This window comes from Phenylobacterium sp. T106 (assembly GCF_057219735.1).
On the sequence record NZ_JBXVWA010000003.1, the window covers coordinates 322,174 to 335,868 of the forward strand.

11 protein-coding genes and 1 pseudogene are annotated in these 13,695 nt (G+C 70.9%); 6 read left to right on the plus strand and 6 right to left on the minus strand.

Features of this window, described 5'->3' with window-relative positions:
* Positions 1-6 precede the first annotated feature (6 nt).
* Positions 7-576 (minus strand): OmpA family protein, encoded by a 570-nt coding sequence (locus tag AC2D8W_RS09210; RefSeq protein ID WP_293485516.1) that lies wholly within the window; start codon positions 574-576, stop codon positions 7-9.
* A 181-nt stretch (positions 577-757) separates the two neighbouring features.
* On the opposite strand from AC2D8W_RS09210, the gene AC2D8W_RS09215 reads away from it, so the two are divergent.
* Both AC2D8W_RS09215 and AC2D8W_RS09220 read left to right on the plus strand, forming a co-directional pair.
* A complete protein-coding gene (locus AC2D8W_RS09215; protein WP_484671290.1) occupies positions 758-1,255 on the plus strand; it encodes an FKBP-type peptidyl-prolyl cis-trans isomerase in 498 nt (165 codons plus the stop codon).
* A gap of 107 nt (positions 1,256-1,362) precedes the next feature.
* Positions 1,363-2,457 (plus strand): hypothetical protein, encoded by a 1,095-nt coding sequence (locus tag AC2D8W_RS09220; RefSeq protein WP_484671291.1) that lies wholly within the window; start codon positions 1,363-1,365, stop codon positions 2,455-2,457.
* A 57-nt stretch (positions 2,458-2,514) separates the two neighbouring features.
* Here the strand turns inward: AC2D8W_RS09220 and AC2D8W_RS09225 are convergent, their stop codons facing one another.
* A complete protein-coding gene (locus tag AC2D8W_RS09225) occupies positions 2,515-3,366 on the minus strand; it encodes a hypothetical protein (RefSeq protein WP_484671292.1) in 852 nt (283 codons plus the stop codon).
* Between the two features lie 367 nt (positions 3,367-3,733).
* On the opposite strand from AC2D8W_RS09225, the gene AC2D8W_RS09230 reads away from it, so the two are divergent.
* The gene (locus AC2D8W_RS09230) at positions 3,734-5,521 is read left to right on the plus strand and encodes a long-chain-acyl-CoA synthetase (protein WP_484671293.1); all 1,788 of its coding nucleotides are present in this window, start codon (positions 3,734-3,736) and stop codon (positions 5,519-5,521) included.
* Here AC2D8W_RS09230 and AC2D8W_RS09235 read toward each other — a convergent pair.
* Positions 5,518-6,063 (minus strand): annotated as a pseudogene (locus AC2D8W_RS09235) (choice-of-anchor R domain-containing protein); the annotation flags it as partial. The gene AC2D8W_RS09230 and the pseudogene AC2D8W_RS09235 sit on opposite strands and share 4 nt — an antisense overlap.
* A gap of 158 nt (positions 6,064-6,221) precedes the next feature.
* A complete protein-coding gene (locus AC2D8W_RS09240) occupies positions 6,222-7,379 on the minus strand; it encodes a helix-turn-helix transcriptional regulator (protein ID WP_484671294.1) in 1,158 nt (385 codons plus the stop codon).
* Between the two features lie 90 nt (positions 7,380-7,469).
* Between AC2D8W_RS09240 and AC2D8W_RS09245 the strand changes: the two genes are divergently transcribed.
* Entirely contained in the window at positions 7,470-7,967 is a 498-nt protein-coding gene (locus AC2D8W_RS09245; RefSeq protein WP_484671295.1) for a DUF3833 family protein, read from the plus strand.
* On the opposite strand, the gene AC2D8W_RS09250 is transcribed toward AC2D8W_RS09245, so the two are convergent.
* Positions 7,950-9,464 carry a sensor histidine kinase gene (locus tag AC2D8W_RS09250; RefSeq protein WP_484671296.1) on the minus strand — a complete coding sequence of 505 codons (1,515 nt, stop codon included), beginning with the start codon at positions 9,462-9,464 and terminating at the stop codon, positions 7,950-7,952. The two genes, AC2D8W_RS09245 and AC2D8W_RS09250, sit on opposite strands and share 18 nt — an antisense overlap.
* A gap of 104 nt (positions 9,465-9,568) precedes the next feature.
* Between AC2D8W_RS09250 and uvrC the strand changes: the two genes are divergently transcribed.
* The gene (uvrC, locus tag AC2D8W_RS09255; protein WP_484671297.1) at positions 9,569-11,437 is read left to right on the plus strand and encodes an excinuclease ABC subunit UvrC; all 1,869 of its coding nucleotides are present in this window, start codon (positions 9,569-9,571) and stop codon (positions 11,435-11,437) included.
* A gap of 23 nt (positions 11,438-11,460) precedes the next feature.
* On the opposite strand, the gene AC2D8W_RS09260 is transcribed toward uvrC, so the two are convergent.
* On the minus strand, positions 11,461-11,673 hold the full coding sequence (locus tag AC2D8W_RS09260; RefSeq protein WP_484671298.1) for a hypothetical protein: 213 nt from the start codon (positions 11,671-11,673) through the stop codon (positions 11,461-11,463).
* A gap of 433 nt (positions 11,674-12,106) precedes the next feature.
* Here AC2D8W_RS09260 and AC2D8W_RS09265 point away from each other — a divergent pair, with 433 nt between their 5' ends.
* Positions 12,107-13,687, plus strand: coding sequence for a ShlB/FhaC/HecB family hemolysin secretion/activation protein (locus AC2D8W_RS09265; RefSeq protein WP_484671299.1), 1,581 nt, complete (start codon positions 12,107-12,109; stop codon positions 13,685-13,687).
* The last annotated feature ends 8 nt before the right edge of the window (positions 13,688-13,695 follow it).

The window sequence follows — 13,695 nt, forward strand, 5'->3', positions numbered from 1 at the left end:
CCGGTGCTAGGCGAGGACGATCAGCACCACGCGACGGTTCTGCTGGCGGCCGTCCCGTGTCTCGTTCGGCGCCGCCGGCGCGTCGGGACCGTAGCTGATGGTGCCGATGCGGTTCAGGGCCACGCCCTTCTGGTTCAGATACCGCCGCACGGCCTCGGCGCGCTCCTCGCCGAGCTTGTAGTTGTAGTCCTTGGCGCCGGTGATGTCGGTGTGGCCCTGCACCTCGACGTAGACGTTGCGGTTCTCGGACTTCAGCTTCTCGACGAAGGCGTCCAGGCGCGCCATGGCCTCGGGGCTGAGGTCGGCCTTGTCGACCGCGAACTTCATGCTGTCGTCCGTCAGCACCTCCGAGAACAGGAACTTGCCCTCGGCCAGCTTGCCGGCCGCCGTGGCGCGTTCCAGCGCGTCGCGGGCGGTGCCTTCGACGGTGGTCACGCGGCCTTCGACGGTGTCGACCCGCGTCCCGACGACGGCCACTTCCTCTCTCACGAACTTCTTGGTGGCGCAGCCTCCGAGGCTGACGGCTCCAAGCAGCGCGGCCCCCACCACGATCACGCTCGACCTACGCATTTTCATTCAAAGTCCTCCGTCCGGTTGGTCCCCACCCCGGCCGTAAGCTCTCACTGCCGCGGTTCTTGCGGCGGAAAGGGGCACTTTTCGGGCGCAGCTTTGCTGTAGCGGCGGCTATATTTTTCGCGCGGCCGGGAACCGAAACGGGACTCGCGACAAGCGGGGCCGGAGCCGTTACGACAGACCCATGACGTCCCGCTTGCTCCTCTCCGCCCTTGCCGCCGCCGCGCTCGCCGGCTGCGCCACCGCGCCGGCCGCCCCGCCGGTCGTCTACACCGGGACACCCCAGGAACAGTGGGTCCAGGGCCAGCGCGCCTACGAGGCCTGGAGCGCCGCGCGCACGGGCTGGAAGGTGACGGCGAGCGGCCTGCAGTACCGCAAGGTGAAAGGCCGGGGCGCCGGCCCCCGCCCTCAGCCGACCGACACGGTGACGATCCACTACGTCGGCCGCTTCATCGACGGTCGCGAGTTCGACTCCTCCCGGCGACGTGGCGAGCCGGCGACCTTCCCGCTGCCGCAGCTCATCAAGGGGTGGCAGGAGGGCGTGCCCCTGATGCGCGTGGGCGAGACCTTCGAGTTCGTGATCCCCTCGACCATCGCTTACGGCGAGCGCAACCGCCCGCCCATCCCGCCGGGCAGCACCCTGCTGTTCGAGATCGAGCTGCTGGGCGTGGGCGAGGAGTAGCCGCCACGCATATTGCGCCGCCGCAATCAGCGCGCAACGCCGCTATTCGTAAGATCGGTATGACGCGCGCCGCATGACAGCGGCGCGTTCCTGTTCGGGAGACTGCCTTGCCTCGCGCCGCCCTCGCCCCCACCGCGCTGTTTGGCGCCGCCCTGCTGAGCGCCGCCGCGCTGGCGCCGCTCGCCCACGCGGCCGACAAGCCGGCCGCATCGGCCGCCGCGTACAAGGCGCCGCGCACCGCCTTCGGCCAGCCGGACCTTTCCGGCCACTGGACCAACGCCACGCTCACGCCGATGACCCGCTCGCCGACGGTCGGCGGCCGCTCGGTCTACACCGAGGACGAGGTGAAGAAGATGGAGTCGGCGGTGGCTCAGGAGATCGAGGAGGGCAACGAGCCCACCGATCCGGACGCCCCGGTCGAGGCGCCCAAGCGCCCCGCGAACGTGCGGCCCGAGTTCGCGGCGGCGGGCGGCGACGTGGGCGGCTACAACCGCGGCTGGCTCGACCCCGGCAACCATGTGATGCGCGTCCGGGGCGAACCGCGCACGTCGCTGATCACCACGCCGAACGGCCTGCCGCCGGCCCGCAAGCCCGGCGCGCCGTCGGCCGGCGGCTTCCGCGGCGGGATGGGGTCGTTCGATCATCCCGAGCAGCGGTCGCTGGGCGAGCGCTGCATCCTGTCGTTCGGACGCAACGCCGGCCCGCCGATGTTCCCCAACGGCTTCTACAACAACAACTACCAGATCCTGCAGACGCCCGATTCCGTGCTGATCGAGGTGGAGATGGTGCACGACCTGCGCGTCGTGCGGCTGAACTCCAAGCATCGCACCGACGACGTCCGCCCCTACATGGGCGACTCCATCGGCTGGTGGGAAGGCGACGCCCTGGTGGTGGAGACCACCCACATCCCGCAGGCCCAGCAGTTCATGGGCTCGTGGAAGAACCTGAAGGTCACCGAGCGCTTCACGCGCGTCGGCAAGCAGCGCCTGCACTACGCTTTCCAGGTGGAGGACCCGACGGTCTGGGAAAGCGCCTGGGGCGGCGAGTACGAGTTCTCGCCCATGGAGAAGGGCGTGATCTACGAATACGCCTGCCACGAGGGCAACTACGCGTTGCCGGGCATCCTGGGCGGCGCGCGGCAACAGGAGAAAGAGGCCGCGGCCGCCAAGAGCGGCGCTGCGCCGGCGGCCTCCCAGCCCTGACAACAGAAGAAAGGGCGGCGCTTGCGCGCCGCCCTCGATCCCCAACGGAAAGCCGGGCTATTGCGGCGGGTCGGCCGGCGCCGTCTCGGCGGGCGCCGTCGTGGTCGACGGGTCCGGCGTGATGGTCGGCGGCGTCGACGGGATCGGCTCGGCGGCCGGCGCCGTCTCCACCGAAGGCGCGGGCGCGGGATTGACCGCGGTCGTGGCCGCGTCCGGGTTCAGCGTCGAGTAGGGCTGCGGGCCGTCCGGGATGGCGGCGGAGGCGCTCGCCGGGACGCCTTGGGTGTCCGCCGCCACGGCGGCGGGACGGGCGCGGGCGGTGCGGACCGGAGCCGCGGCCGGGGCTCGGGCGACGGCGGTCGGCTCCGCGGAGGCGGGGCTACGCTCGGGCAGGATGTTTGCCGCGCGCTCGCCGCCGACCGGAACCGCGGGCGGCGCGTCGACGGGCGGCAGCGGGGCGGCGGCGACTTCGCTGGTCGTCGCGCCCGGCGTCAGTTCCGGAACATCGCCGTTGTCGCGGGTGGCGAACCAGCCGACCGCGCCCAGGGCGATGACGCCGACGGCCGCGCCGGCGATGGCGGTCGAGCCCATCCCCCGCGACTTGGCGGTCTTCACGCCGGTGGCGGACCGGGGCGGGGGCGCCGCGAAGGCCGTGTCGTGCACGGTCTCGGTCCGGGGCGTCACGGGCTCGGCGCGAGGGGTGGTCGAGGCGACCGCCGCAGGGCCGAGGGCGTAGGCAGTGGTCTGGTCAGCCCGGCTCACGTCGCGTTCGGGCGACGTCGGACGCTCGGCCATCGGATCGGCGAAGCTCCGCGGCTCTGCCGCGACGGCGCTTTCGGTGGGGCGCGCAGCGGCGAAGCCGCCCCGACGCTTGCGCTTGCGATCCCAGACCGGGGTGGGGGCGAACATGCTTCCGTCCGAATTCGCATCCATATCGGGCGTGCGGTGATTGTTGTGGTCCATGCTCATTTCGGTTCCCTCAACGTCATTTGAGGGGATCAAACGGCGATATCTCGAAGGAGTTCCCGGACGCCTCGGCAATTCCAGGAAGTGGACTTCATGTCGCACCACGAATACTTCTGCAATGCGGCGAATGCTGTCCAGCTTTCGCCGTAATGGCGTCGCAATGCAGGCCCTCCTGCCCGGAGCAGGCGCCGGCGTCTGAAGCCTCCGTCTCGCACCGAAAACTCGCCGCCGACGGGAACTGTGTCGCGGCGGTCCTTGACCGCCCGGTCCGGCGCTCGCCAAGCTCACCTCCACTTCGGAGAGGGCCGGGATGCGGTTTCGAGCGAGGCTCAAGCGTGACCTAAAGTTCTGGCAGGGGCTGCAGCGCACCCTGAAGCGGGTCAAGTCGATCGCCCGCGAGTCCGACAACCTGATCTGCGACGACCTGCAGGCGGCGGTGGAGCAGTGGCGGGAACGCCCCGCCATGACCTTCGAGGGCCGGTCCGTCACCTATGGCGAGCTCGACGCCATGGCGAACCGCTACGCGCACTGGGCGAAGGGGCTGAATATCCGGCGCGGGCAGGTCGTGGCGCTCTTCATGCCGAACCGGCTGGAGTACTTCGCCATCTGGTACGGCCTGTCCAAGGTCGGCGTGGTGACGGCGCTGGTGAACAACCAGCTCGCGGGCATGCCCCTGGCGCACTGCCTGAACATCTCGGGCGCCCAGCACGTCATCGTCGACGCCGAGACCTCCCCGGTCTTCGAGCAGGCGCGAAAGCTGCTCGACCGGACGATGCATGAGTGGGTCCTGGGGCCGGCGCACGGCGACCAGCGCGACCTCGTCCAGGCCCTCAAGAGCTGCAGCCAGCTCCCGCCCGACCGCTCGGTGCGCGAGGACATGACCGCCGCCGACACGGCGCTCCTCATCTACACATCGGGCACCACCGGCCTGCCGAAGGCCGCCCGCATCACGCACATGCGCGCCCAGCTCTACATGCGGGGGTTCGCCGGGGCGACGGGCGCCAGGTCCAGCGACCGCATCTATGTGGCGCTGCCGCTCTATCACGCCACCGGGGGCCTCTGCGCCCTGGGCGCCGCCCTGCTGAACGGCGGTTCGGTGGTCCTGCGCCGCAAGTTCTCGGCCAGCCACTTCTGGCCCGAGATCGCGGCCGAGGGCTGCACCATGTTCGTCTACATCGGCGAGCTGTGCCGCTATCTGGTCAACCACGTCGAGGATCCCGACGAGACCCGCCACAAGCTCCGCCTCGCCTTCGGCAACGGCCTGCGACCCGACATCTGGCCGACGCTGAAGCAGCGCTTCCGCATCCCCGAGATCCTGGAGTTCTACGGCTCCACCGAGGGGAACGTCTCGATGTTCAACTGGGACGGACGGGAAGGCGCCATCGGCCGGGCGCCGAAGTGGCTCAAGAAACAGGTCAACTTCCGGATCATGCAGTTCGACGTCGAGAGCGGCGAGCTGGTGCGGGGGCTCGATGGCCTGTGCATCGAGTGCGGGCCCGGCCAGGTCGGCCAGTGCGTCGGCCGCATCGCCGGCGACGCCCGCACGGACTTCTCCGGCTACCTCGACAAGGCGGCGTCCGAGAAAAAGGTGCTGACCAACGTCCTGGAGCGCGGCGACGCATGGTTCGCCACCGGCGACCTGATGCGGACCGACGCCGACGGCTACGTCTATTTCGTCGACCGGATCGGCGACACCTTCCGCTGGAAGGGCGAGAACGTCTCGACCAGCGAGGTCGAAGCCCGCCTGCAGGCATTCCCGGGCGTCGCGACCGCCAACGTCTACGGCGTGGCGGTGGAGGGCGCCGAGGGCCGCGCCGGCATGGCGGCCATCGTGTTCGACGGGGCGTTCGACCCCCAGGCCTTCGGCGCCCACGTCAAGCGAGAGCTCCCCGGTTACGCCCAGCCCGTCTTCCTGCGGCTGCTGCCCGCGATGGACACGACGGGCACCTTCAAGATCAAGAAGGGCGACCTGGTGAAGGACGGGTTCGACCCTGCCCGGATCAAGGGTCCGCTCTTCTTCCACGACCCGAAGCGCGGCTACGTGAAGCTCACCAAGGCCGTGTTCGAGAAGATCGTCGCGGGCGCGCTGAAGTTCTAGACGGCCGCCGTCCGAGGCCGGGGGCTCCCGCGGCGACGGAGCATGGCGCCCGTTGCGCCGAAGCCCAGGATCATCAGCGCCCAGGCGGCCGGCTCCGGAACCGCGCCGGAGACGTTCACCTCCATGAAGAAGGGGTTGTCCCCGCCGAAGTTCGTCCAGTCGGCGCCCTGCATCTCGGAATAGTAGTAGGCGCCGAAGGACCCGGTTCCGACCTGATCATTGCCCTCGGCGTAGCTCCAGCCGAAGCCGCCCCCGGTGACGCCAAGGACGAAGACGTAGGTCTCGCCGGGGTCGAGGGTGACGCTGGCGAGGGGCGTGAAGCTGCGCGCCCCGAGCGCGCCGCCGAGCGCGGGCAGGGCGAAGGTGGTGAGGAGCGCGCCGGTGGGGGATCCTGCCCGAAGCTCGGCGAAGGCGTCGGGATCGCCGCTCGCATCGCCCACCACCGCGCGGATGCTGGTCAGGACGTGGCTGTCGCCATCGTTGGTGAACGCCTGGGCGGCCCAGAGCGCGTCCGAGAGCGGCGAGGTGCTGCGCAGGTCCTCGGCGAGGTTCGACAGGAGCACGTCGGCCCGGGCGGCGGGCGCCGCGGCGAGCACGGCCGCGAAGGCGAGGTGAGCAGGTCGCATTTGTGAGCCTCCATCGTTTGAAGGCCCCAGCGTTGCGCCGAGCCCGGCCGCCCGGCGCTACGCGTTTGAGTAGGTCAGGGCAGCGGGCTGTCCAGATCGGGGGTGCCGCTGGCCGCATCCCACCGCAGGGGGGTCTCGTGCAGGCGCGCCACCAGCTGCGGCTGGCGGTTCGTGTCGGTCTTGGCGAAGACGCCCTTCAGCAGGAACCGCGCGGCGTTCAGCGACACGCCGCGCGTGGCGGCGAAGTCCTCCAGGCTGGCGCCCTCGGCCAGGGCGGCGGCCAGCCGCGCCTCGGCCGGCGTGAGGCCGAACCAGTCTTTCAGGCGGTCGACGTGCGCAAACGTCGTGCGGTGGTTGCGTCCTCCCACGATCATCAGGCCCGCCGAGCCGAAGTCGGGATGCACCAGGCCCGACCCCGGCGCGATGCGCACGGCCATGGCCGCGACAGGGGCTTGGCCTTCCGTCTCGAGGGCGAACGCCGCGCAGCGCAGCGGCTCCGCGGGGTTCCCCAGCGCCTGCAGCCGCCGCGTCTCGCCCGGCTGCGGCAGCGCAAGGCGACCGTCACGCAGGCCGATGTACCCGTCCCGCAGCAGCGCCTCGCCGGCCGGATTGGCATAGGTCAGCTGCAGGCCGGCGTCGCACATCAGGATGGCCGAGGGCGCCGCGTCCAGCGCCCCGCGGGCCGTGGCCGCGGCCAGTTCGGCCTCCGCCAGTCGCCGCGAGATCCGGACCGAGCGCTGGAAGTGCGGGGTGAGGCGGCGCACGGCGCCCGCCAGCCGCTCGGAGCTGCCGTCGGGCCCCGGAAAGCACAGGCACAGATGGTCGCCGCCGTGACGGTCGAGCAGGGCGATCAGCCCCACCTCGAAGCCGTAGCTGTCGAGGTACTCGGTGAAGAACGGGCTGCGCCGGAAGGCGGCGCGGTCGATCAGCTGGTCCGAGTGGAAGACGGAGCCGACCGGCTGGCGATGGCCGCGCACGCTCCAGTCGTTGGCTCCGGCGAAGACGTGGACGTAGCCGTGCTGCGCCATGGCGTGCACGCCGCAGGCGCCCAGGAAACGGCCCGCGGGGGGCGACACCCGCTCCCACAGCAGCATCGCCACGTCCCAGCGATCCTCGCCGAAGCGGCTGACGAGATGCGTGAGGGCGACGTCCCAGTGGGCCGGCGCCAGCGCCGCGTCGTAGATGTCCGCGACGACGGCGTCGTAGTCCGCGAGGTTCATCTCGGCCGCCATGGCGGGCAAAGTACAGCTATCGCCGCCCACGCGACAGTCACCGGCCCAACCGCGAGGGGAACCCACCCGCGCCCCGGCGGTTCAGGCCGGATGAAGATCGAAGACTTCGCCGGCAAGAGCCCGGTGTTCCGCCCTGAGACGTTTTTCGACGGCCGCCTGGAAGGGTGGGGCGTGATGGAGGGCGCGACGGGCGCCGTGCAGAAGCGGTTCACCGTCGCCGCGGAAGGACACGCCGCCGCGGAGGGCGGCCGGATCCGCTATCGGGAGACCTGGACGTTCGACGACGGCCACGTCGACACTCTCGACTGGGAGATCTGGCGCGAGGCCGACGGCGGCTACGCCGGAAGCGAGGCGCGGAGCACCGGCGAGGCGGAAGGCGAGCAGGCCGGCTGCGCTTTCCACTGGCGCTACAGCCGCGACACGCCGCAGCCGGACGGAAAGACCATCCGGCTGAACTTCGACGACTGGTTCTTCCGCATCGACGACGACGGCTACGTCGCCAAGGGGACGGCAGGACGGCTCGGGCTGCCGTTCGCCACCGCCTACGTCACCTACCGCAAGCTGCCGGCGTCAGACGGCCTCGCCTGACGGCTTCTGCTGGGCAGCCAGCGGAAGCGCGATGACGCAGACCAGACCGTCGGGCTCGAAGACCTGCCGGGCCGAGCCGCCCAGCGCGCCCTGCAGGCTGCGCTCGATCAGGCGCGAGCCGAACCCGCGTCGCGTGGGCGGCGCGACCGGAGGCCCGCCCCGTTCCCGCCAGACGAGGTCGAGGCGTCCGCCATCGCCTGTCCAGCTCACCTCGACGCAGCCTTCGCTGTTGGAGAGGGCGCCGTACTTCGCCGCGTTCGCCGCCAGTTCGTGGATCACCAGCCCGAGGCTGAGCGCCGCATGCGGCGGCAGCTCCAGGTCCTCGCCCTCGAACTTGTAGCGGTTCGGCGCGAAGGGCCGGAACTCGGCCCGCAGGACGTCGCAGAGCTTGGCGCCGGCCCAGCTGCTCGCCGTCAGCAGGTCGTGGGTCGAGGACAGGGCGATCAGGCGCGACTCGAACGCCTCCCGGAAGGCGGCGGCCGAGGGAGACGCACGCAGGGTCTGGTCGGCGATCGCCTGCACCGTCGCCAGGGTGTTCTTCACCCGGTGGTTCAGCTCGTCGAGCAGCAGCTTCTGGCGACGCTCGGCCAGGACGCGGTCGGTGACGTCGCTGCCTTCCACGAAGACGCCCGAGGCTTCACCGTTCTCGCCCAGGATCGGCTGGTAGATGAAGTCGACGAACCGCTCCTCGAGCTCGCCGTCGGGCGTCCGCTGGAGGCGTACGCTCACCGCCTTGCCGATGTGCGGCTGACCCGTCCGGGCGACGGTGTGAAGCAGGTCCACGAAACCCTGGGCCCCCACCTCGGGCAGGGCCTCCGCCAGCGGGCGGCCGATGACCGCGCGGTGGCCGATGAGCTGCTGGTAGGCGCTGTTGACGAGCGCGAAGCGGAAGTCCGGTCCGGCGAGCACCGCCATGAAGCCCGGCGCCTGCATGAAGAGGTCGCGCAGGCCGCGGGTCTCGCGCACGAGCGACTGGTTCTCGGCCTCGGCCTCCCGGGCCCGCAGCAACAGTTCCTTGACGCCGGCGGTCGGCTCGCCGCCCGGGCCGTAGGCCAGGGTCTTGAGGCGTTCGAGTTCCGTCACATCGACGGTGTTCTGGACGATGAACTGCGTGCGGCCCTGTCGGTCCAGGAGCGGGACGTGGACCGCCGACCAGTAGCGCATCTCCAGGCCGCCGCCCCGTTCGGGCGGCCGCTCGAGCGGATAGGGGATGAGGGGGATGGAATCCCGCCGGCCGGTCTCCAGGACGTGCCGGAACGACTCGCGAAGGCGCCGGCCCCCGGCGCCCGGATTGGGAAACACGTCGAACAGGTTCCGGCCGACCAGGTCCTCCCGCGCCCGTTCGACCACGGCGCAGTAGGCGTCGTTCACCGCCACGTACCGGAACTCGCGGTCCAGGATCATGTGCGGGCTGGGGAGACTCAGGAAGAGCGCGGACATGTCGGGCGCAGGCGAAGGCTCGCCCGAACGCGGCAGGTCTCCGGTTACGCTATGCATGAACGAAAACTGCTCCCCAGTGGGTTGGAACGCGCCACGGCGAAGGTTGTTCCCGGATGCTGCAGGCCCCTGTGGCCGAGACCGGACTCGCCTATATTCGCCCCATGTCCGAAACGCCTGCCGCCGCGCCCCTGAAGGGCGCCGCGCTCATCAAGGATGAGTGCAAGCGCCTGCCCGACCGGCCCGGCGTGTACCGGATGATCGGAGAGGACGGTGACGTACTCTACGTGGGCAAGGCGCGCTCGCTGAAGAAGCGGGTGCTTCAATATGCCCAGGGGCGGTTCCACACCCAGCGCATCGCCCACATGGTCGACCAGACCCGGTCGATGGAGTTCGTGACCACGCGCACCGAAACCGATGCGCTGCTGCTCGAGATCAACCTGATCAAGCAGCTGAAACCGCGCTTCAACGTGCTGCTGCGCGACGACAAGAGCTTCCCCGAGATCGTGATCCGCCGCGAGCACCCCGCGGCGCAGCTGCGCAAGCACCGCGGCGCGCACACCATCAAGGGCGACTACTTCGGGCCCTTCGCCTCGGCCTATTCGGTCAACAAGACCCTCAACACCCTGCAGAAGGCGTTCCTGCTGCGGTCATGCTCGGACAGCGTCTACGAGACGCGCACCCGGCCATGCATGCTGCACCAGATCAAGCGCTGCGCCGCCCCCTGCACCGGCCTGATCAGCCTCGAGGACTACAACGGCCTCGTGGAGCAGGCGGGCGACTTCCTGCGCGGCAAGTCGCGCGCCGTGATGGCCCGCATGGCCGAGCAGATGAGCGCCGCCGCCGAGGAGATGGAGTTCGAGCGCGCCGCCCGCCTGCGCGACCGGATCCGCGCCCTGGCCTCGGTGGCCCAGGAAACCCAGATCAACCCGGAGACGGTGGACGAGGCCGACGTGTTCGCGCTGCACGCCGAGGGCGGGCAGGCCTGCGTGCAGGTGTTCTTCTTCCGCGCGGGCCAGAACTGGGGCAACCGCGCCTACTTCCCGCGCGTCGACAAGAGCGACGAGGACGCCGACGTCATGGGGGCGTTCCTGGGCCAGTTCTATGACGACAAGCCGATCCCCCGGCTGATCCTGGTGAACGTGGACCCTGCCGAGAAGGAGCTGCTCGCCGACGCCTTCTGCCAGAAGGGCGGGCGCAAGGTGGAGATCGTCCGGCCGGCCCGGGGCGAGAAGCGCCAGCTCGTGCAGCACGCCCACACCAACGCGCGCGAGGCGCTGGGGCGGAAGATGGCGGAGAGCTCGGCGCAGTCGAAGCTGCTGGCCCAGGTCTGCGAGGCGTTCGGCCTGGAGGCCCCGCCCGAGCGGATCGAGGTGTACGACAACAGCCACATCATGGGCACGAACGCCGTGGGCGGGATGATCGTCGCCGGCCCGGAAGGCTTCCAGAAGAGCCAGTACCGCAAGTTCAACATCCGCGGCGCCGACCTCACGCCCGGCGACGACTTCGGCATGATGAAGGAGGTGCTGCGTCGCCGGTTCGGGCGCCTCGTGAAGGAGGAAGAGGAGGGGATCGCCGACGTGGTCCGCCCCGACCTGGTGCTCATCGACGGCGGCATGGGCCAGGTGAACGCGGTCATGGAGATCATGGCCGACCTCGGCGTCGACGACATCCCGGTGGTCGGCGTGGCCAAGGGGCCTGACCGCGACGCGGGGCTGGAGCGGTTCTACATCCCCGGCAAGCCCTACTTCATGCTCGAGCCCAAGAGTCCGGTCCTCTACTACCTCCAGCGGCTGCGGGACGAGGCGCACCGCTTCGCGATCGGCAGCCACCGGACGCGGCGCGCCATAGACATGAAGAAGAATCCCCTGGACGAGATCGAGGGGGTGGGTCCGGGACGCAAACGGGCGCTGCTGCACGCCTTCGGCTCGGCCCGGGGGGTCAGCCGCGCGAGTGTCGAGGACCTGGCCAAGGTGGAGGGCGTCAGCCAGGCGCTCGCGGACCGGATCTACGGCTTCTTCCGCAAGGGCTGACGACGCGGCCCTCGGAACGCGCCCTAGCCGATGGTGTCGTCCTCGGCGCCTTCGCCCGGCGCGGCGCGGGACGGAGCCTGCCGCTCGGTCTGCCGTTCGTCCGCCTCCACGCCCAGGGCGCGGCCCTCGGCAGGGTCGACGTGGCCCAACGGCGCGGGGCGCTCCGGGGACCGTGGCTTCGCCGCATCGCCCGGCGAAGCCTCCATCTCGACGGCTCTTCGGTTCTGTTCGCCCATGGGTCGCTCCGCGGCAGCCTGACCATCCCGCAAGGCCCGGACGTCCGCCCGGTTCCGGCCCGCGTGAAAAATCTCGGGCGCCTGACCTCTGGGGCCGCGCCGCGGCGCCTGTCCCTTTGGGCTTCCTTTGCGGTCGACCTGGCCGCGGGACACGAAGGGAGAGCTGGGTGGTGAGTCACGGGGCGGCAAGCTCTCGATCGACCTTGCGCGCGCGTCGAACGTCGGTCTCAATGCCATGACAGGGGCGGACGCCGAGGCACGGCGGCGTTCAGCCGAAGGATTGGCGGGGCGGCGGTTCGTTGCGGCCTGCGGGGGGAGTCGCGTGCGATTAAGTTTTGGAGCGCGCCTGCTGGCGACGACGCTTGCGCTGGGCGCCTGCGCGGCGCCGATTGTCGCTCACGGCCAGCCTGCCCCCGCGCCGTCGCGCCAGGAGTTGGATCGTGCGCAGCGGGCCCCGGCCCGGCCGGGCCCGGCGCCCGACCTCTTCTCGTCGCCCGAAGCCGGGCCATGCCCGCTCGCGGAGAACCCCGCGCCCCTGACCGTGACCGCCGTGCGGCTGAACGGCCTGGAGAGCGTGCCCGCGGAGGCGCTGGCGCCGGCCTATGCGCCCTATCTGAACCGCGCGGGCGGCGACGCGGCCGACCTCTGCCTGATTCGGGACGCTGTGAGCGACGCGCTGTTCGACCGTGGCGTCCTCGCCCGCGTCGAGATCCCGGCCCAGACCATCGGGACCGACGGCGTGGCCGTCATCGAGGTCATCGAGGCCCGCATCGTCAACGTCACCGTCCGCGGCGACGCCGGCCCGGCCGCGCCGATGCTGGAACGCTACGCCGCCAAGCTTCGGGGGATGACGCCGTTCGACATCAACCGGGTCCAGCGCTACGTGCTGCTGGCTTCGGACCTTCCGGGTCTGCGCGTCCAGGCGGCGGTGCGGCCCAGCCCCGGCGGCGAGCGCGGCGCCGTCGACCTCGACCTCAATGTCCAGCGCGATCCGCAGGACGTGATCGTCAACGTCCAGAACCTGCAGGCCAAGGCGACCGGCCGCTGGGGCGTGCTGGCCCAGGCGGACTTCCACACCCACACCGCGTTCGGCGAGAAGACCTCGCTGGTCGCCTACCGCACGATCCAGAACGAGCAGTGGGTGCTGCAGCTCGTGGAGGAGGCGCGCTTCGGCGGCGAAGGGCTGACCGGCCGCGCCTCGATCGCCTACGGCAAGGGCCGCCCAGGCGACGTGCTGAAGCCGCTTCAGCTCCGCTCCGAGAGCCTGGTGGTGAACGCCGAGCTCGCCTACCTGATCGTGCGCAAGCGGCGCGAGAACCTGTGGATCGCCGGCGGCCTCGAGCTGATCGACCAGGAGACCCGCATCTCGGGCGCCGGGACCCTGATCGACGACGAGATCCGCGTGGCCTGGGCCGAGGTCCGCGCCGACCGCACCCACTACCTCCAGGGCCGACCGATCGTCGGCCAAGCGGCGCTGGGCCTGCGTCTCGGCATCGAGGGCCTGGGCGGACGCGGCGACGGCGACCCCCTTCTGTCGCGCTTCGAGGCGGACCCCGGCGCGCTCGTCGCCTACGGCCACGCCGAGGTCTACGCCGGCCTCTCGCCGCGGCTCGTCTTCGTGGGACGGCTCGAGGGCCAGTACTCGAAGAAGCCGCTCGTGGCCTACGAGGAGTACACCGTTGGCGCGCTCACCATCGGCCGCGGCTACGACCCCGCCTTCACCTCCGGCGACAGCGCCCTGGCCGGCAGCCTGGAGCTGCGCGCCGGACCGTTCCAGCCCAGGGCCGGGCTCCTGGTCCTGCCGTTCGCCTTCGTCGACGCTGCGCGGACCTGGGATCGCGATATCGGCGGCCTCGCCCAGACGCTGACCTCGGCCGGCGTCGGCGTGCAGGTCCCGGTGGGGCCGCGCGGCGTGGCCGACATCACCTGGGCCTATCCGCTGGATCGGCGCGAGGGCGACCGGGCCAGGCCCTCGCCCCGGCTCACCCTCAACCTCACCACCCGGTTCTTCTGAGGCCAGGC

What these genes read in the sequence shown, in the direction of transcription:
- uvrC (WP_484671297.1), top strand. Translation starts at nt 9,569, where the DNA reads ATGTCCGAAACGCCTGCCGCCGCGCCCCTGAAGGGCGCCGCGCTCATC.
- AC2D8W_RS09260 (WP_484671298.1), bottom strand. Translation starts at nt 11,673, where the DNA reads ATGGGCGAACAGAACCGAAGAGCCGTCGAGATGGAGGCTTCGCCGGGC.
- AC2D8W_RS09210 (WP_293485516.1), bottom strand. Translation starts at nt 576, where the DNA reads ATGAAAATGCGTAGGTCGAGCGTGATCGTGGTGGGGGCCGCGCTGCTT.
- AC2D8W_RS09245 (WP_484671295.1), top strand. Translation starts at nt 7,470, where the DNA reads ATGAAGATCGAAGACTTCGCCGGCAAGAGCCCGGTGTTCCGCCCTGAG.
- AC2D8W_RS09225 (WP_484671292.1), bottom strand. Translation starts at nt 3,366, where the DNA reads ATGTTCGCCCCCACCCCGGTCTGGGATCGCAAGCGCAAGCGTCGGGGC.
- AC2D8W_RS09230 (WP_484671293.1), top strand. Translation starts at nt 3,734, where the DNA reads ATGCGGTTTCGAGCGAGGCTCAAGCGTGACCTAAAGTTCTGGCAGGGG.
- AC2D8W_RS09250 (WP_484671296.1), bottom strand. Translation starts at nt 9,464, where the DNA reads ATGCATAGCGTAACCGGAGACCTGCCGCGTTCGGGCGAGCCTTCGCCT.
- AC2D8W_RS09215 (WP_484671290.1), top strand. Translation starts at nt 758, where the DNA reads ATGACGTCCCGCTTGCTCCTCTCCGCCCTTGCCGCCGCCGCGCTCGCC.
- AC2D8W_RS09240 (WP_484671294.1), bottom strand. Translation starts at nt 7,379, where the DNA reads ATGGCGGCCGAGATGAACCTCGCGGACTACGACGCCGTCGTCGCGGAC.